This window comes from Streptomyces sp. NPDC058051 (assembly GCF_042885475.1).
Lineage (GTDB): Bacteria > Actinomycetota > Actinomycetes > Streptomycetales > Streptomycetaceae > Streptomyces.
Genome location: NZ_JBHVRW010000014.1, coordinates 48,424 through 67,346, shown reverse-complemented (window position 1 = coordinate 67,346; position 18,923 = coordinate 48,424). Strand labels below are relative to the sequence as shown.

Here is an 18,923-nt window from a genome sequence, read left to right as displayed (position 1 = left end):
CCGCACAGGGCACTCTCTCGTACCGCCACCGCTCAAAGCGGTCCCGGCGCCGGAATCGCGGGCGACGGTCGAGCGGCGACAGGGCCACGTGTGGACACGGCCAGATGTGAACAAGTCACATGTGACTCGGGCTCCGGTGAAGAAACGCTTCCGGACATGAGAGTATCTGCTGTCACGTACTTCTGGCGAAGGCATGAAGCCCTCGACCGTCCCCACGCTTCACCCGCCCGGCCCATGCCCGCGCCGGGCGAAGCGGCCTCCCCGACCGCTTCGTCCTGCCGCGACATGTTCGTGTGAGCACGTTGCCGTACGGCCGTGTACGTCCCCTCGGAAGGCTGTTGCCCCCATGAGCGAAGGCTCGCTGAACGGGCTGTGCCGCCTCACGGTGCGCGCCCCTGACAAGACACTGGACCTCGCCGTCCCGGCGGACGTCCCGATCGCGGACCTGCTGCCCGTGATCGCGGGACACGCGGGCGAGGACCTGGCCGAGCGGGGTCTGGAACACGGCGGCTGGGTCCTGCAGCGCATCGGCGGGCATCCGCTGGACATCGAGGGGACGCCGGAGTCGCTCGACCTGCGGGAGGGCGAGACGCTGCTGCTGCGCCCGCACACCGAGTCCCTTCCCCCGGTGCGCTACGACAGCCTGCTCGAAGCCGTCTCGGCCGTCGTGCAGCAGCTGCCGCACGCGTGGAGCCCCCGCATCAGCCGGTGGCTGCTGCGGGTCCTCATGGCCACGGCGCTGCTCGGCTGCCTGGTGCTGCTCGTCGAGTCGGGCGGCGACGCGGGCGACCGGGTGATCCTCGCATCGGGCGCGGCCCTGCTCGCCCTGTCCGGTGCGGGCTCCGCCGCCAGGGTGCTGGACGATCCACAAGGCGGCGTGCTGCTCGGTCTGTTCGGAGCCGCCTTCCTGACGGTGGCCGGTCTGCTGCTGGTCGGCGGCGGCCGATCCGGCGACGGTTCGGCCCGGACCGTCGGTGCCCACCTGCTCGCCGCGGGCGCGGCGGGCACGGTGGGGCTCGTCCTGGCCACCGCGGTGGTGGCCGGCTACCCCGTGGTGTTCGCGTCCTGCGGGGTGCTGACGGTGTCGGGTGCGCTCGGCGGCGCCCTCATGGTGGCGTTGAACGTGTCCGCCCATCAGGCGGCGGCGGCGGTCGCCTCGGCCGTGGTGCTCCTCGGCGCCTTCATCCCGATGATGTCCTTCTCCCTCGCCGGGCTGCGCCTGCCCCCGCTGCCCACCAATCCGGGCCAGCTCCAGGAAGGCATCGAGCCGCGCTCCGAGAGCGACGTCGCGAGCGGCGGCGCCGCCGTCGACCACTGGATGACCGGTCTGTACGGCGCGGTCGGCGTGGTCTGCCTCGCCGCCCTCGCCGCGCTGGCCCGCCACCCGGGCCTGCCCGAGACGATCACCGTGATCGTTCTGGCGGTGCTGCTCGGCCTGCACGGGCGCAGTCTGGGCACGTCCTGGCAGCGGATCGCCCTGAGTCTGCCGGCGGGTATCGGCATGGTGCTCCTGGTCGTCGAGCTGGCCGTCCGGCACGGGGAGCGCGGTGAACTCCTCGGTACCGCGGCCCTGATGCTCGCGGCCGCCCTCACCGCGATCGTCTCCTGGACCGTGCCCGGCCGGCGTCTGCTGCCGTACTGGGGGCGGGCGGGTGACCTGCTGCAGTCGGGCGCGGCCCTCGCGCTGCTGCCGCTCACCCTGTGGGTCCTCGACGTGTACCAGCACCTGCGCAGTCTGTTCGGCTGAATCTGAGGAGGTGTCATCATGCAGTCCCGACGCGACCAGGTCATGGCCCACCAGTTCCTGGTGTCCCGGCTGACCTCGGGTTTGTTGCGCGCCGACCCCGACGTGACGGAACCGCCCACCCGGCGCACCAACCGCGGCATGACCTACGGGCTGGTCGTCGCCGCCGTCGTGTCCGCCGGATGTCTCGTGTTCGGCCTGGTCAAGCCCGGTGGCAACACGTCCTGGCAGAGCGGCAAGGCGCTCATCGTCGAGAAGGACACCGGCACCCGGTACGTGTACGACGGCCGCCTGCACACGGTGCTCAACTACCCCTCCGCGCGCCTGTTGCTGGGCGCCGGCATGTCGACCGTGTCCGTGTCCGCGAACTCCCTGAGCACGGCCAGGCACGGCACCGAGGTCGGCATCCCCGGCGCCCCCGACGCCCTGCCCACCTCGGACCACCTCAACTCCCATCCCTGGCAGGTGTGCGCGGCCACCCGGGCCACCGAGTCCGGGGGGCGAAAGCAGCTGACGGTTCTCGCCGTCGACACCGAGCTGGAGGGCACGGGCGTGCGGGCGGACCAGGCGGTTCTGGTCAGGGGCCCGGACGGTGACACGTATCTGCTGTGGCAGGACAACCGGTTCAAGGTGGCCGGCGGCCAGGCAGCGACGGCGGCGCTCGGATACGGCGGCGTCACCGCTACGACCGTGTCCGCGGCGTTCCTCGACGCCGTGCCCGCTGGTCCCGACCTTGCCGCGCCGTCGCTGGCCGGACTGGGGGAGAGCGGTCCCACTCTGGACGGCCGGGCCACCCGGGTCGGCCAGGTGTTCACCGTTGAGACCCCGGGGTCCGCGAAGCGGTACTACGTGCTCGGCGGTGACGGTCTCACCCTGCTCACCCCGACCCAGGCCGCCCTCGCCCTGGGTGACCCCGAGATCAAGCAGAAGGCCTATCAGGGCGGCGCCCCGAAGGAAGTGGTGCTGTCGGCACAGGCACTCAGCGGCGCGCTGGCGCCGTCCGGTTCGGCGACCAGCACAGCCGTACGGCGGGCCGGGGCGCAGCTCCCGGCCGAGCCGCCGGCCCTGCTGACCGTCCCCGGCTCCACCGGGGTGTGCGTCGGCCTCGACGCGCAGGACGCCAGGAGCATCCGGGTGACGCTGTCGCTGGTACCGGCGCAGGCGGTTGTCGAGCAGGCCCTCCCGCCGCTGAAGGCGCTCGCGCCGGCCTGCCTGCCCGTCGACGGCATCGCGGTGGCGCCGGGCAGCGGAAGTCTGGTGAGGGCGCTGAACAGCTCCGGGGGCGGCACGGGTACCACCACATATCTCGTGACGGACAACGGGGTGAAGTACCGCGTGCCCACGGCGGCCGCCGGCAAGGCGCTGGGGTACGACCTCTCCGCCGCGAACGGCCTTCCGGCCCAGATGCTCAACATGCTCCCCACCGGTCCCGACCTGTCACCCGAGGCCGCGGCGACCGGCAGTGCTACGGTCACGGGCACACCTGTGTGCCGGCAGAGCGACAAAGAGAACGCGAAGGCAGGGTGACGGCACACAGGTAGTGTGAACCTTATAAGCACGTATCTCGTCTTCAATGAGTAGCGGGAGGGGTGTCGCCACCGCGACACCTTCCTGGTCAGCGCATCCTTGCTCCGGCCGGTCGGCATGCCGAGGACACCGCCGGGGCACCCCACGACATCGCGGAGAGGACCATGGAATTCAACAACCAGAAGTCGACGAACGAGGCGTACGTCAAATCCATCGGATTCCTGGAGCAGGCCAGGAAGGGCCTGCAGTCCACTCAGGACGTGGTCAGGTCGCACCGTGAGGCGCTCGCCACTCACTACCAGGGCAAGGACGGTGTCGCGTTCGGGCGAGTGATCGGCACGTGGCTCGAAGAAGTCGACCGGATCATGAACACCTGCATCGCGATGGAGAACACGCTCGGCGAGAGCATGCAGCGCGACGGCCACGTGCAGGAATCCAACCTCCAGGCCGTGGTCAACAGCGGTGGCGGGCTGACCGATTACGGCCAGGGCCTCGCGGGCACGGGCGGCGGCACCTCCACAGCGCAGAACACGTTCAAGACGCTGGTTCCCTGATGCCCCGGCGAGCAGCCGCAGCCTGATCAGCACCACTTCGTAGAACAATCATCACTTCCAGGGAGAAACCATGTCGGACGGTATCGATATCGATCACCTCCAGGTCGGCCAGTCGGTCACGGCCATGGAGGAGCAGACCCAGGCAATCGCAAAGACCATGAGCGAGCTGGAAAGCAACATCACCACTGTCGTCGAGGCCTGGACAGGTCCTGACAAGGACGTCTACTACCAGCGGGTCCTGCCTACCTGGCACAGTGAGGTGGCCAACCTCTCGACCATCCTGCGCAACTTCTACACGACGCTGAACGACGTCTCGGACAACTACAAGCGCGTGGTCCAGTCGAACGCGCAGGGGTTCATGGACATCCGGATGTAACTCCGCACAGCAACACGTCGAAGCGGCAGGAGGCACATATGCCCGGCAGCGATCACCCGCACTTGGAACAACTGGATTTTTCGGCTCTGCAGAATTTCACCGACACTGATGTCAACGGCTTCCTGGCCGCAATCGACGAAATTCGGTCACCTACTGCTTCTCCGGTGTCGCTCTACGAGGTCCGGAACAGGAATCAGGTTCTGGGCATCGGCCCGCTGGCGGGCGACAGCGAAACCGGTGGCAAGGACATATGTGACCGTGCCAAGTCGGTCGCCGGTGAGATCGACGACATCTTCAATCACCACAAGGACGCGCTCACCAAGCTCCAGGCCGAGCTCCACAATGTCATCAAGGACATGAAGAAGGCCCAGGAGCAAAATCTCACGCAGGTTGAATCGCAGAAGTTCATGACCGCTGTCACCGGCTACCAGTCCGCCCTCGGCGGCGGCACCAGCGGCAGCACGGGCAACGTTCAGAACTCCCCGAGTCTCTGACACAAAGAATCCACCCCTCGGAGTAGTAGGAACATGGCCACGGATAGCTGGGAAGACATCCTCCATCTGCTGACCGGTTGGTCGATGGTCAGACGTGAAGACGTCACAGGTGTCACCGGTGACAGTGGTATCCCCTGGGTCAACATCAGTATCGTCCAGGGGGGCCACGTATTCGATGACCAGAACGACTACACCGCGTGGATTCTGCCTCGAAGCTCCAACAAGGGGTTCTATTTCGAGTTCTATGCCGTCACCGATCACGTGCGTAAATGGAAAGTCGAGATAACATATCTCGACAATCCGGCAGGTCATCGATACTGGGGAGACTCGGACGGTGTGCTCTCCAGCCTGACTGGGGAACAGCACTCCTCCGTGAAGGGGGACATCGTAGTCAGGGGGGACGGAGCACCCGACAACGAACAGAACGGCGTAAGGCTCAGTGCCTTCGCCGAGCTGGCCAAGTCCTACGATGCGGCGGGTGATTTCTTCAAGCGTCAGACCGCGGTCCTGCAGGAGTGGAAGACACAACTCGGCAGCGAGCAGGCGTCGTGGAAGGGAAACGCCGCAGGTGCCTTCTGGCACCTGGTGGACGACCTCCACACCAAGTACGAGAACTACACCGCGCAGTTGCAGCCGCCGGGTTTCGTTCCGCTGAACACGTCGCCGTCCACTCAGTACGTGAGCAGGACGACGTACGGGAATGATCTGGTGGGCGCCGAGGAATCCCTGTTCCAGGCGTACGTCGATCTGCACGGGTTCTACCGTGCTTTCTACTCGCAGCAGGCTGCCAAGCCCATCACGGTCAACCTCCCGGACGGCTCGACCACGGAGCAGCAGATACCGGCCGATCCCCTGGACGTGCTGAACCAGGTGTTCATCGAACTCGGCCGCTGGATCATCGACAACAATGCCCGGCTCATCCACTCCGACGATTCGGCGGCTGCCAGCGGAACATCCTCGTACCTGGCCAAGACCCTGCCTGGTTTCCAGGACAGCATCCACCTGGGCAAGCTGACGGACACAGGTGTCTGGCACGCTCTGGTCCAGGAAGCCGTCACACGCTGGACCAAGAACATCCAGACGAACCTGGACGTCAATGCCAGACAGGTCGTGACCACACTGAAGTCAAAATGGTCACCTGTGCTCGACCCGAACTGGAATCCGGCCTTCTCCTTCACGGACACGCCGTCCTCGCTGACTTCGGACGTACAGACAGAGATCCAGGACAAGACCGGCGCCGGCCTCGACGGCGATCTCGACGATGTCACCGGCAGTGTCAAGAGCGCGCTGTCGAACAGCGACGGCTTGTCGGACTTCACGAAGAACCTCGCCGGGAACGGTGATTTCCCGGCCGACTCGTTCACGGGGAACGGCGAATTCTCGGCCGACTCGCTCGCCGGGAACGGTGATTTCTCGGCCGACTCGTTCACCGGGAATGGCGAATTCTCGGCCGACTCACTCGTCGGGAACGGAGGGACGGGCGGTCAGCTCTCAGCGGACCCATCGGACATCTCCGTCCCGGACATCTCCGTCCCGGACATCACCGGGCAGGGAGCCTTCGGCGACAGCGGCTCCACGGACGTCAACTCACTGCTGGGCGGCGGAGCAGGTATTTCGCCCTTCGGCAGTGGCCTGCCCGTCAACAACATCGACGGCAGCACCACCGCCCTCAACGGCAACGGTGTCATGACCACCTACCCGAACGGCGACACCGTGACCCGCAACGCCGACGGCAGCATCACGTCGACGTTCTCCGACGGCACCAGCCGTACGGTCACGCCCGAGGGTGACGTGACCACGGTGGACGCGCAGGGCCACTCCTCCACCAGCCACCTCGGGGTGGGCGAGTCGCTCACCAACCCGGACGGCACGAGCGTCACCCGCAACGCGGACGGCAGTCTCACCCAGACAGCCCCCGACGGCACGAAGACGACCACGTTCACCAACGGCTCGTCGGAGATCGTCACGCCGGACGGCGAGACGCAGCTGACCTCGCCGGACGGCACGGTCTCCCACATCAACTCCGACGGCAGCCTGACCATGGACAACCTGGACGGTTCGAAGGTCACCGTGCACCCTGACGGTGACGTGACCACCGTGGACGCCCAGGGCCACTCCTCCACCAGCCACCTGGAGGCCGGGCAGAGCATCACCAACCCCGACGGCGGCACCACGACCGTCGATGCCAAGGGCGACATCATCACCCGCAACCCGGACGGCAGTTCCACGACCCTGCGTCCGGACGGCACGATCACCACCACCGAGGCCACGTCGACGGGCACCGGTGTGAACGGCGGCGGACACATCTCGTCGCCGTCCTTCGACATTCCGACGTTCAGCGGCGGAAGCCAGACCGCGTACACGCCGGACGGCACGAGCATCACCAGTCACCCCGACGGCACCACCGAGATCAGGCATCCGGACGGCAGCGGGATCGTGACCAGCTCGGACGGCCAGTTCCAGCCGATCCCGAGCGAGGCCAACGCGGCCACCGCGGCGGACACGACCACCGACGCCGCCGCCGCGGGAGGCGTCGGCGCGAGTGCGGCCTCGATGACCGGCGGCGCCGCCACGGACAGCCAGAACGCCATGGGGCTGCTCTCCCCCATGATGATGATGGCCGGCATGAGCCGCATGGGCGGCCAGCAGGGCGGCCAGGGCGGCGGGGAGCGGGACCGCGATCTCTACGACGGCAACGACATGGACGGCGCGGTCGTCCAGCACGGCGGATCCCCGTTCGCCTCCCGGTCCGCCCCCGACGAGGATCCGGAGGAGTGGGAGGAGGAGGAGACCGACTCCGACGAACTGCTCGGCCCGCGGCGCACGTCCACCGAGTCGTCCTTCGGACCATCCGGTGGTTCCCCTCCACAGACGCGGAGTTCCGACTGGGCCGGAAAGAGCAAGGACGTCTGGGGCACCGAGGAGGGCGGGCTGCCCGCGTCGATCGGCCACTGATCCCCGGGCACCCGGCCCGTTTTGCCGCTCCTTTGTGAGCGGCCCCACCGGCACAGGAGAATCCATGAGTTCCGCACTGGAAGAACAGCGGCAGAACGCGCTGGCCGAGTTCATGAAGAAGCGCCAGGCCCTCGTCGAGGCCAAGAAGGAGATCGGGACGATCTCCGCCACGGCGCGGTCCCGGGACGGCGCCGTGGAGGTCACGGTCGGCATCGACGGTGCCCCGTCGGGGCTGCGTTTCCCCAACAACAAGTTCAAGGAGATGACGGGCCAGGCTCTGGCTGCCAGCGTGCTGGAGGCCATGTCAGCGTCCCGGACCCAGGTCGCCTCGCGTGCCAGGGCCGTCATCGAAACCGTGGGAGGCAGCGGTCCGGGCACCCCCGGCGGCAGTGTCCTCGACCGCATCGACCTCGACAGGCTCCTCGACGGCGGGTCGGTCGAGGAAGTTCTGGCTCCGCCGACCACCGGAGGCAAGAGCCGTGGCTGACGAAAGCACCTTCAACGCCGACCCGGCCCGCATCATGGCCGGCGGCGGGGCCACCGACGAGGTCGGGACCGAGACACGTCGCGCCGCCGAGGGCTTCGCCGACAAGACCTCGTGGGACGTGCAGGATCCCCCCTGGGGCAACGACTCGTACGGTCACCAGTACGCCCAGAACTACATTCCGTTTCATTCCCAGCTCCGCGACGCCATCCGGACGCTCGGCAACGCCGTGCACGCCGCCGCGGATCTCACGATGAACTCGGGCAAGAGCTTCCAGAAGACCCAGGACGACGCCCTGGGCCACATCAACGGCCTGAAGCCCCAGAGCCACGCGCGTCCGTGAACTGGCCGGCGCGGCGCCCCCGGGACCGTCGAGGCAGGTCTCACCCGGCGGGAAGGGATCTCACCGCGGGCCCGGTCACCCGGACCCGCGGTGAGATCCCGTGCATGCGGCTGCTCCGGTTACCTCTTCGACCACTTCTGGTTGTCGGTGCCCGCGCAGGACCACAGCTGCAGAGCGCCATTGGCCGTCTGCCCGTCCTTCACGTCCACGCATTTGTCGGCGAGAACGCTGACCAGATCGTGGGAGGAGTTGAGCCGGAACTGCTGCGCCGGGCCGCCGTTGCAGTTGGCCAGCTGGACGACCGTCCCGTTGGCGGTCGACGCGCCGGCGGCGTCCATGCACAGGCCGAAGGCACGGATCGTTCCGTCGGAGGCGAAGGCCCACTGCTGTGCCGCCGAGCCTGAGCAGTCCTGGATCTGCAGCGGCGAGCCGTCCTTGCCCTGACCGCCCGTCACGGTGACGCAGCGGCCTGAGGCATGGCTGAACACCGCCACACCCGAACTGCCCGAACTGCCGGAGGAGGCCGGAGCAGCCGGGGCACGGGATGCCGCGGTGGCGGCCTCGGTGTCCTGGCCGGCGGACGAGGAGGACGTGCCGCCACCCGTCTGGTGGTCACCCTTGTTGTCGCTCGTCGATGAGGAACCGTGCGAGCCCTTCCCGGCAGCGGCGGAGCCGACGTGCTTTCCGTCGCCCGGGTGACTGTCACCGGCCCGACCGGGTGAGGCGTCGCCGGACTTGCGCCCGGACGGGAGCGGCAGCGCAACCGGCACACCCGCCTGAGGACCGCCGTCCGAGCCCGGAGCGAGCAGGGAGGCGGCGGGATCCGGGGCCGCCCCGGCATGGGTGGCGCCGCCGCCCCGGAGCCCGACGAGGACACCCGCCACCAGGACCACACCGGTGACCGCGGCGACGGTCAGCATGGTGCGGTGCGTACCGCGCAGGAAGGCACGGGCACCACCGCGCCCCGCTGCTGTCCGCGTCTCGCCCTCGGCGGCGACGGCGGCGGACCGGGCGGCGCCCTGGGCCGTGCCCGTGTGGGTCAGGACATCGGGGTCACGGCCGACGCCGAGGGAGTTCTTGCCGATCCGGGCTGTGGTGGCGGCCGCTGTCCCGGAGACCGTGGCCGCCACGGTCGTACCGGTGCCGGTCGCTCGCGCCGAAGCCCGCGGCGCGAGCGGGGAGAGCCCGGAAAGAGCGCGGCCGTCGCTTTCGGTGGAGGGCTCCGGGGCGTCCCCGCTGTCGCCTCCGGTTCGCGTGCCGCGCTTCTTCTCACTCTCCGCGGGCCCGCCCACGGGCTCGGCCGCCGGCCCCCTCCGCGTGTTCGCGGCCTTCGTCGGCTCCTCACGGGTGGCCGAGGTGCTCGCGGCTCCCCGCTGCGGTGTCGCCGACTCGGTGGGCAGCCGAAGGAAACGTTCCTTGGTAGCGTTCCGGGGGTGCTCCGTGTCCACGGTGACAGGTGTACTTGCCGGAGCCGCGCGGGCGGGCCGCGGCGGATCTGGAGACTTCATGTGCTTCCTTTCGAGGGAGCGCGGATCCGGCCCAGTGCGGCGGATTTCAGCACACCTAAGGGGCTGTCCCGTAATCCCTGGCGGGCGCGCGACGACAGCTACGGCACCTCGCCGCGTTGTCGGAACGTCCTCATACATCCAGTGTGCGGACGTCCCTCCGCCTTGCGACGCACCGCATCCGACGCCGTGCGCTGATCCACCCACGGATGACGGGACAGCCCTTACTTCCGCGTGTGCGTAGCGGATCCGAGTGTCGCAGCGTACAACACGTGTGAATTGTGACTTGCCTGCGGCGGCCCAGCCGTCCTGCGCGGTGTGAACCGGCGGGCGCAGCCGAGCATTTCCCTCGACATCGCAACCGAAGCACGGGCCGGCCCTCAGCCGGATTCGTTGTGAACTCGATCAATGTATTCATACGTATAGTCAGTGGAGGGTTCTGTTGTGCGCGAGGTGTCGCGCGCCGGGCCTGCGACCGTGCCGACGGTCGCCGATCGACGAGCATGCACAGGTGGGAAGTTGTGACTGAGGAGCCCTGGTACAACCCGATCGTGGTCTTCATCGCGGGTATGTCGGTGCCCCTGGGATCATCGGAGCGCATGCATGACGAGGTGCAGGTTCCTCACCTCGAACTGGTGAGGTTCCTGGACGACTTCCAGAACCTGATCGCGCAGGTCACCGGGGGCACCGCCGAGGGTGCGAGCGGTGACTGGCCCGAGGAGTACGTCCGGGCGATGATGACGTTCGTGTCCGGGGACGGTGCGGACTACGTCACTTCGCTCAAGGACACTGCGACTCAACTCGCTGACGAGGCACATGAGTTCGGCTATCAGCTGGACTACACCAACGTGATGATCGCGCTTCAGGTGGCGGTGTTCCTGCTGGAGTGGGCGCTGACCCTGATCACGATGGAGTGGAACCCGATCGGGGCGTTCATCGAGCAGACCTTTCTGAAGGTGCTTTTCAAGTACCTTTTCCGCACCACGCTGAGACGTTTCGCCATGCATGCCGCGATGACCATGGTGACGAACGTCGCGCTGTCGTCCGCGCTTGACGGACTGGCGCGGTGGATCCTGGCGCTGCGCGGGGAGCACACCTCCCAGGGCGCGCAGTACGCCAAGAGCGCGGCTGTCTCCGGTGCCGTTCAGGGTGCGATCGGTACGGTGGTGCCGCTGGTGACAGGTCCGATCAACAAGCTGTTCTCCAAGGCGTTCTCGCCCGGCGCGAGCAAGTCGATACAGGAGTCGGTCGAGGACGCGCTGCACCACGCCACCACCTCCACCTCGGCTCCGGTCAAGTCGGGGACGACCGGCCTGGCCGGGCCCGCCACGACCGCGGGGGCCGGGGCGGAGCGGAATCTGCTGGACACCTTGCCGAACAAGGACCTCGCCGATCTCAGTGGCTGGTTCGGCTCCGGCCTTGCCAACCTGATCGTCCCGATGCGGATCTCCCTCACGCACGACGTGGTCGACGTCGTGGCGCGCAACGACTTCCGCACCGCGGTGAGTGACCAGTTCGAGCGGGCCTTCGCTCCCCGGCTGGGCTCGGACGCGGCACGTGAGATGGGCGCCGACTGGGCCAATGCCTTCATGGCGCACGTCGACAGGCCGGCTCTCTCCGCCGCTCTGAAGGACGCTCTGGGCCCGATGGACAAGCTGGGGGCGTCCCACGACCCGCTCCGCTCGGCTCTGTCGGACGGGGTGGCGAAGGCGATGCCGTCACCGTGGAAGGACAAGCCGGTACATCTGATCGTGGAGACGGCGTTCGGAACGGCGCACCAGAACGTGTCCGAGGCGTTCGTCAACCTTCTGGAGACGGGCGAGTTCACCACGTCCAAGGAGACCACGCTGGGCGGAATCGGCGGCGGGCTGCTCGGCGGCGCCGGACACTACTTCGCGATACCGGTGCACAAGGCCATCCATGGCGCGTTCCACCTGGACCTCAACCTGTCTGACCTGAACCTGACGCCGGGGCAGTACAACACGCTCCCTGCCGATGGCTTCGCCGCGGCGCCCGCCGCGCACAGCGTCGGAATCGGGATCGACGGCGGCTCCACCGGCGCGGGGGAGTTCGTAACCCCGGTCACCTACGGTACTTACGGTGCGGCGCCCGGGAACACGGTGGTGCCGCAGTCGTTCACCTTCCCGTCCGCCGGCCTCTCCTTTGTCGGGAAGTCCGAAGGATTCGACGGGACCGGGGCGCGGCTCGGCCCCGACGGTCTCGCCGGACACATGGCGTCCACGGGTTCGCAGCTGCCCACGACGAGTTCGGGCGCCGGTTCCGGTACGACGTCCGGGACCGGCGGCACGCCTGCCGGTCCCGGCGTGCCGGGTGCGGGTACGAGGGCTTCGGGCGCGGGTACCGGCATGTCGCGTACCGGCTCCGGTACCGGGGTCGAGCAGTCCGCAGCGGGTGGGCCGACACGAGGCTCCGGCGACGCGCGGCCGGCTGACCGGACGTCGCCGTCCACCTCGTCCCGCCTCACCACCACGAGCGCGGCCGGCGGTGGCCGGGCCCCCTCGGAGGCGCCGGGGAACACCGACCGGCCGTCCTTCGGCGCCGCACGCCCGGCGACTCTCGGCGAAGGGTCCGCCCCCACCCAACCCGAGCGCGTGTCCACCGCCTTCAGCGGCACGACGGGAGCCGGGCGCCAGGAGACGGACAGCGCCGCGGCGCACGCGACCGCCGGCCCGCACGAGGACGTCGAGAAGGCGGTTCGCGAGTGGCGGTTGCCGACGGCTCTCCACAGCACGGACATGCGGGGACCGGACAGCGTTACGCCGTTGTCCCACGAGGTCTCGGCGGCGGCGCACGAAGCCGTCGAGCACCTGGAGGCGCTGGCGAGCCGGGCCGGCGTTCCGGAATCGGTACGCCACGATTTCCTGCGCGACGTGGACCGGGCGGTGACGCACGGCGACTGGCCGCGGGTCGCGACCGGTCTTGAGGACTTCCACGACACGCTCCGGTCGTCGGTGAACGCCCACGTGCAGAGCGCTGCCGCGTCCGTCCACTCTCCCGTCCGGACTCGGTCCCCTTCGCCGGTGGCACAGGAGCCGGCCCAGGACGGTTCGGGACGAGCGGACGACACGGCGGCGCCCGCCCCGCTCTCCCACCCGGCGACGACGGGGACGGACACGTCGCGTTCGGTGGACAAGGACAAGGACAAGGACAAGGACAAGGACAAGGACAAGGACAAGGACAAGGGCAAGGGCAAGGACAAGGGCAAGGGCCGAGAGGTCGGGCCCGAGAGGGTGTTGTCGCAGGCGGCGGCTGTTTCGGGTGATGGTGTGAGGTTGTTGTCGCCGGAGCAGGCGGATCAGGTGCATGCGCAGTTGGAGGAGACACTCGACAGGGACACGTACCGTCGGATCGTTACGCAGGCGTCCGGGATTGTCGGTTCTGTGATTGACGTGCCACTGCGGATCGGCGGGTCCTTGTCCGACATCGATCCTGCCGCCTACTCGGTTTTGACCGATGTGGTGGAGCTTCTTGCTCACCACAGCGATCCCGCTGCCGCGGCCGGTCAGGCATGGGCCCATGCCGTTGCGGTCCGTGACGAGTTGGACCTGCCTCACGCTCCTGCGAAGGGTCTGGCCGGTGGTCCGGTCGATGAGGGAGACGACGGTGTTGTCGCTGGGGTCGGTGCTGGGGGGACCGGGGATCAGGTGGGACCTTCGCGCGCGGCGGTGCAGCGGCAGAGTGTCCAGGATGAGGTGGCCGCCTCGCTGGTGGGGCCGGATCCCGGTGAAGAACCGGGCGGGCCGGCTGTGTTGTCGGAGATGGTGGGGGAGGGGGATGTGTGGCGGATTTACGTCCCTGCGAGTCAACACGATGCTGTGTATGCGAGGTGGTATCGGGGAGGGAGGCAGGGTGATCCGGGTGATCACTATCACGACGTGCCCGGTTATAAGCAGCGCATGCTGGATGTTTACGCTGAGGTGCTGGAGGAGCCGGAGGCTGTGGCCAGGCCTCTGGATTTCGGGGAGTACGCCCGGCTTTACTCGCTCGTCATGGGCCTGGGTGACAAAGACCGGATTCCGTGGTCCGAGCAGGGCGTGGACAGCCGGCCTCTGCAGTCGGGCCATGTGAGTTCCGATCTTCTGGAAGAGACGCTGCTGGGACGGCAGCTGATCACCAGGACAACGGGTTCGGCTTCGTCCGACACGATTGATTCTCTTCTGAGGGTTGTCAGTACCGGGGAGGGGACTTTCGCTGTTTCTCATTATCGTCGCGATGAGATTCCGGGCCTGGTTGACGCGGTCTTTGCCCGGCACTATCAGGAGATTCAGGCTGCCACCGCAAAGCAGGATGATTTCGGGGTTCTGGCGGCGGTAGCCCGTACGGTGCGGGCACTTACCGTTCTCGGTCTCACCCAGGAGACCGAGACTCTTCATAACCATCTTGTTCTGCCCAAGCTTCTGCTTGAACAGGGGTTCCCGCCGACTGCGTCGGTGGAACTGGAAGGTATGTTCCGTGGTGACCACACGGTGGCGGAGATCACTCGGGCGATCGTCAGGGATCTGGGCGACGGTGAAGAGCAGGGAACCGATTCTTCCGAATCCGGGATGGAAGTGAAGCCGGTACTGCTGTCCGATCACATGCCGGAAAAGGACTGGTGGCGGCTCTATATCGACCCGGCATCGCACGATGGCGCGTTGCGTGCCGCTCGCGAGAACCCGAAACTCCTAGGCGATCCCGGCCTGTATTTCGACATGGGTTCCGAATCCATGAAGGGATCCCCGGGCTATCAGCGGAACATGATTCGCGCCTATCGGGAGGTTCTGGGGGACAGGGGATCTCTTGACAGGCGCATGGACGCCAATGAGCAGCTCAGGCTCCATGGAATTCTCACCAGAGGAATTGAAGGAAAATTCAAATGGTCATTGAATAAAACGCGGTTCCCTCTGCGGCAAATTATCCGCGACGAGAAGGGCCGGAACAAGGGGTTCGGCGATCTCAGTGCGGACATACGTGACGAGGAGTTGCTCGGTCGGCGGTTGGCCGAACCGTTCAATGCGGATGTGAGCCCGCATGACCAGGCCATCACCGTTTATTTCAAGGGTGATGGGACACTGAATACAAATCATAAGGTGGGGAGAGTACCGGAGCTGGTCGACGCCATCTACGACCGGTACTACAGCGAGATCGAGCAGGTCGGAAATGACCGGATCGGTACTCTCAAAGCCATCGCACGCACTGTTCGCGCCCTTATGGTGATCCACGCTTTCACCGATGCCAACAGCCGGTTGAACATCCGCCTTGTTCTGCCGAAACTTCTCCTCCAACGTGGCCTGCCGCCCGTCTACCACGAAGAATTCCATGTTCTCTTCCAGGGCGGGTACTCGGTAGAAACCATCAGTCAGACCCTTGACACCCTCATCAACGAAAGACTCGGCCACTCCACCCCCCAGCCACACACGGAAACACCCCACCCCACGGACCAGGACAAGGGCCGAGAGGTCGGGCCCGACAGGGTGTTGCCGCAGATGGAAGCGCTGGCCCCTGGCCCGGCTGACGCGCTTTCGGTACCCGAGCACGCCGAGACGGTTCACGAGCAAGCGCGGGGGGATCTCGGAGGCAGCCTCGCTGCCACGGCGCTGACGCAGAGCCGGACCGGGGTGATCGAAGCAGCCGGCAACCATCACGCTGGTCCCTCACCCGCCACACCGGGCGCCGACACCGACCTGTCGGCACATTCCATGCGTGATGTCGGTACGGGTGGCGCAGCCGAACATGGCGGCCCTCAAGCGGTCGACGATGAAGCGTCGACCGGTACCCCTGCAGCGATGACCAGCGACCCGGCCGACGAAGAAGTGTCTCTCGGACCGCTGATGCTCGCGGAGCAGGACTGGTGGAAGTTCTATATCGATATCGGTGACCACAGGGCTGCGGAGGCTGCGCCGACCGATGGCACACCGAAACGTGATCCCGGACGACATTACGAGGACCGTTACCCCGGCTATCAAGCGGGCATGATGGAGGTCTACAGGGAAGCCTTGAACAGCGAGTCTGCTCTCGCGCAACGCCTGGACGCCCGTGAGTACGAGCGTCTTTACGGAATTATTACGGCACGCATGCGCGGAACTTTCGAATGGTCGGATCATACCGCGGATCCCTCTCGCGTCGATTCGTTCCGCTTCGACTCCGAATTGTTCAAGGAAAGGCTGCTCGGCCGCAGGCTCGTCGCGCCATGGGCTGACGAGCAGGCGTTGGCCAACAAGAACAATCTGCCGATCATGATTTTCGACAATTCTGCAGGCCCTATAGACACCAGGAGAGTCTATAGTCGTAACGACGCACCAGTGCTGGTAGATGCCGCATTCAGCCGCTACTACCGGACCATCGACAACCTGGACGCCAGTGACGAGCGCCGGATCCTTGAGGCCATCGTCCGGACCGTGCGCACCCTTGTGGTCATCCAGCCGTTCAGCAGCGGCAACGACTGGATAAACGTTCGGGTGGTCTTGTTCAGGCTGCTGCTTGAGCGGGGATTTCCGCCTGTTCTCTCACCGAAACTGGCCGAGCTATTTAGCGGCGCGAACTCCGTGCAGACAATGGTGAGTAAGATGGAGGAGTCTCTCGTCACATACTGGGGATTCGAGTTCCTCGAATCAGAACCCGTACCTTCGGCTGATCTGCTGGAGCGCCCGACACGGATGGCGGCGGACCTGGCGGCAGTACGCTATTCCGAAGCGGCCGCCATTTTCGAAAAGAAACTGGGCATCTACCTGCTCCAACGCCCCGAGTCGCTTGAGGCGACCCGAAATGTGGCACTGGCCGTCTGGGATTTCCTGGCCGAAAAGGCCCCCAGGCGACTGTCCGAACTGGGAGTCGAGGGCCCCGGATTGGCCGGCGGCGTCGGAAGCAACCCGAACGTCCTGCATAAAATTGCGCAATCCGGCAATATTCGTGAACTGGGCGCGCTGCTTTTCAACGCTTCCGCCAACCAAGTATTGCGCGGTTACATCGAACCGCCCACTTACAGAGACTTCCCGGCGATCAAGCACGAACGTCCCTGGCGGCGAGAATTTCCGTCCTACAGTATCTCGATGCGCCCCGAGGACCTGGTGCCGCCGCTCAGTGAGGCAGAGCGAGCCTTCTCGGTGAAGCGCGACAAGTCCGGCCGTGAGTTCGTGCAGTGGCTCAGGGCCGTCGACAAGAACCACCTGCCCGTCGAGGCGCCCTTGCACATGGAGGGTCAGGGCACGGGAGCCCTCGTTACCACAGGTACCTCCGGTTCGATGGCCTTGATCCTGGAAACGGCCTGGCGCCTTGGGCAGGTGACCAACCAGACCTTCGACCTGGACGGACTGCGTCTCGGGCTACTGGGACACAACCTCTTGCTGGAGCACCACACGCTGCACGAGCTCATGAGATCAGCCGAGATATGGGACGCGGCACACGACGCCCCTCTCGGCATCCGTTACGAGGACGGGTGGAGCAGGTACCGGCATCTCGCGCCGCTGACCGAGCAGGAACTGCGCGAGCACGTCGCCGAGAACGGCCTGTTCCCCGACGAGATCGCCCTGGGCGTACGCGATCCCCGCGTCGACGACCCATCCATCGCCGACGGCGAGGCGATCCTCCACGCACTCAAGATCGACTCACAGCGGTGGGCCACCGAACTCGAACTCGACGGAGACGGCAACCGGTTGCCCGCGTGGCATCCGGAAACCGTCGACGCGCAGACCACGCGTCTGGGCACCTGGTCGCAGTACCTGCGTGCGCGACATGCCTTGGATATCGCCGTGGAGCAGGAGAACATCCTGCGTTCCCACGGACAGGATGCCACCGCCGAGGCCGCTTCGGACGGCCGGGGCGGGCAGGAATGGCAGCAGGCTGCCGCCCTGGTGGAGGAGTACGTCCACCAGCTGGAGTCGTTTGAGCAGGCACTGAAGGCCACGGGCCATGACCCCGAAGAACTCAAGACACGCTTCTCCGCATGGCTTCCCCAACACCTGGGGAAGACGGGCACGCCACCATCCGATCCAGCCATCCACGGAGCACAGGACGACCTGAACGAAGCCACGTCCGATCCTGTGCGGGAAACGCGTGAGACGCATCAGGGCTTCGCCGGAACGCTCGGCAACGACGCCACCGGGCCGGTGCAGCAGCAGAGAGTCCAGAATGCGGTGGCCGCCTCGCTGGTGGGGTCGGATCCCGGTGAGGTGCTGGGTGGGCCGGCCGCGTTGCCCGAGAGGGATTCTGAGCTGTCCCGTGATTTTCTGGACCCGGGTACCGATCTGAAGTCGGCATACGCCGCTGAGGGCAAAGGCCGGGCGGGCGAGCCCGAGGTGCCGTCGCCGCGCGGGGACACCGAACTGCTGTCCCCGGACGAGGTGGAAGCGATCCACGAACGCCTCAGACAGGCGCTGGGCGACGAAGACTACAAGGAAATCGTTCGGCAGGCCGTCAGCATCGGCGGCTCCGTCATCGACATGCCGCTGAGCCTGGACGGCGGAGTGGCCGAGACCAACCCTGCCGCGGCTACCGCCCTGACCGACGTGGCACTCCTTCTTGCGCGCGGCAAAGGCGACCGCGCGGTGGCGGTCGACCTGGCCCGCGCTCACGTCGAAGCCCTGCGCGAGCGACTGGACCTGCCCCGGGCAGAGCCGAAGTCCCGTGACGGCGACCCCGCGCACCTCGGACACGACACCAGCCCCGACACAACCAGTCAGGCCGGGCCCTCCCGCACGGCCGCCCAGCCTCAGATCGCGCCGCCCGCCGGCACGGTGGGCCGGGGCATCAGCGATTCGGTCTTCTCCGCCCTCACTCTGGAGGGTCACACCTCCCACGCCGGTGCCCGCCCCGCCGAGGACGTGGCAGACGGTAGTGTGCGGCCGCCCCGAAGCACGTCCGAGGCGGTGACGGATGGCGGCGCCGGGCCAGTCCGGCCCCAACTCGTCTGATCCCTGGGCCCGTACGGCCAACAGGAACCGGC

10 protein-coding genes are annotated in these 18,923 nt (G+C 67.0%); 9 read left to right on the top strand and 1 reads right to left on the bottom strand.

Going from position 1 to position 18,923, the window contains the following annotated elements; all coding sequences use genetic code 11:
- Positions 1–346 precede the first annotated feature (346 nt).
- The 8 genes from eccD (at position 347) to ACFVUT_RS22370 (ending at position 8,477) form a co-directional block, all read left to right on the top strand.
- Positions 347–1,747, top strand: coding sequence for a type VII secretion integral membrane protein EccD (gene eccD / locus ACFVUT_RS22405; RefSeq protein ID WP_389653576.1), 1,401 nt, complete (start codon positions 347–349; stop codon positions 1,745–1,747).
- An 18-nt stretch (positions 1,748–1,765) separates the two neighbouring features.
- A complete protein-coding gene (eccB, locus tag ACFVUT_RS22400) occupies positions 1,766–3,271 on the top strand; it encodes a type VII secretion protein EccB (protein WP_389653573.1) in 1,506 nt (501 codons plus the stop codon).
- A gap of 164 nt (positions 3,272–3,435) precedes the next feature.
- A complete protein-coding gene (locus tag ACFVUT_RS22395) occupies positions 3,436–3,825 on the top strand; it encodes a hypothetical protein (protein WP_389653570.1) in 390 nt (129 codons plus the stop codon).
- A 70-nt stretch (positions 3,826–3,895) separates the two neighbouring features.
- A complete protein-coding gene (locus tag ACFVUT_RS22390; protein WP_389653567.1) occupies positions 3,896–4,201 on the top strand; it encodes a WXG100 family type VII secretion target in 306 nt (101 codons plus the stop codon).
- Between the two features lie 38 nt (positions 4,202–4,239).
- Positions 4,240–4,695, top strand: a complete 456-nt coding sequence (locus ACFVUT_RS22385) for a type VII secretion system-associated protein (RefSeq protein WP_389653564.1) — start codon at positions 4,240–4,242, stop codon at positions 4,693–4,695.
- A 33-nt stretch (positions 4,696–4,728) separates the two neighbouring features.
- On the top strand, positions 4,729–7,650 hold the full coding sequence (locus tag ACFVUT_RS22380) for an AAWKG family protein (protein ID WP_389653561.1): 2,922 nt from the start codon (positions 4,729–4,731) through the stop codon (positions 7,648–7,650).
- Between the two features lie 64 nt (positions 7,651–7,714).
- On the top strand, positions 7,715–8,137 hold the full coding sequence (locus ACFVUT_RS22375) for a YbaB/EbfC family nucleoid-associated protein (protein WP_389653558.1): 423 nt from the start codon (positions 7,715–7,717) through the stop codon (positions 8,135–8,137).
- Positions 8,130–8,477 (top strand): hypothetical protein, encoded by a 348-nt coding sequence (locus ACFVUT_RS22370; RefSeq protein ID WP_389653555.1) that lies wholly within the window; start codon positions 8,130–8,132, stop codon positions 8,475–8,477. Before ACFVUT_RS22375 ends, ACFVUT_RS22370 begins: the two co-directional genes overlap by 8 nt.
- 119 nt (positions 8,478–8,596) lie before the next feature.
- Here the strand turns inward: ACFVUT_RS22370 and ACFVUT_RS22365 are convergent, their stop codons facing one another.
- A complete protein-coding gene (locus ACFVUT_RS22365; protein WP_389653552.1) occupies positions 8,597–9,925 on the bottom strand; it encodes a ricin-type beta-trefoil lectin domain protein in 1,329 nt (442 codons plus the stop codon).
- 578 nt (positions 9,926–10,503) lie between these two features.
- Here ACFVUT_RS22365 and ACFVUT_RS22360 point away from each other — a divergent pair.
- Positions 10,504–18,891, top strand: coding sequence for a hypothetical protein (locus ACFVUT_RS22360; RefSeq protein WP_389653549.1), 8,388 nt, complete (start codon positions 10,504–10,506; stop codon positions 18,889–18,891).
- Positions 18,892–18,923: the final 32 nt, after the last annotated feature.

Bases quoted from the DNA above. Each gene is read 5' to 3' on its own strand.
- eccD (WP_389653576.1), top strand. From the start codon at position 347: ATGAGCGAAGGCTCGCTGAACGGGCTGTGCCGCCTCACGGTGCGCGCC.
- eccB (WP_389653573.1), top strand. From the start codon at position 1,766: ATGCAGTCCCGACGCGACCAGGTCATGGCCCACCAGTTCCTGGTGTCC.
- ACFVUT_RS22395 (WP_389653570.1), top strand. From the start codon at position 3,436: ATGGAATTCAACAACCAGAAGTCGACGAACGAGGCGTACGTCAAATCC.
- ACFVUT_RS22390 (WP_389653567.1), top strand. From the start codon at position 3,896: ATGTCGGACGGTATCGATATCGATCACCTCCAGGTCGGCCAGTCGGTC.
- ACFVUT_RS22385 (WP_389653564.1), top strand. From the start codon at position 4,240: ATGCCCGGCAGCGATCACCCGCACTTGGAACAACTGGATTTTTCGGCT.
- ACFVUT_RS22380 (WP_389653561.1), top strand. From the start codon at position 4,729: ATGGCCACGGATAGCTGGGAAGACATCCTCCATCTGCTGACCGGTTGG.
- ACFVUT_RS22375 (WP_389653558.1), top strand. From the start codon at position 7,715: ATGAGTTCCGCACTGGAAGAACAGCGGCAGAACGCGCTGGCCGAGTTC.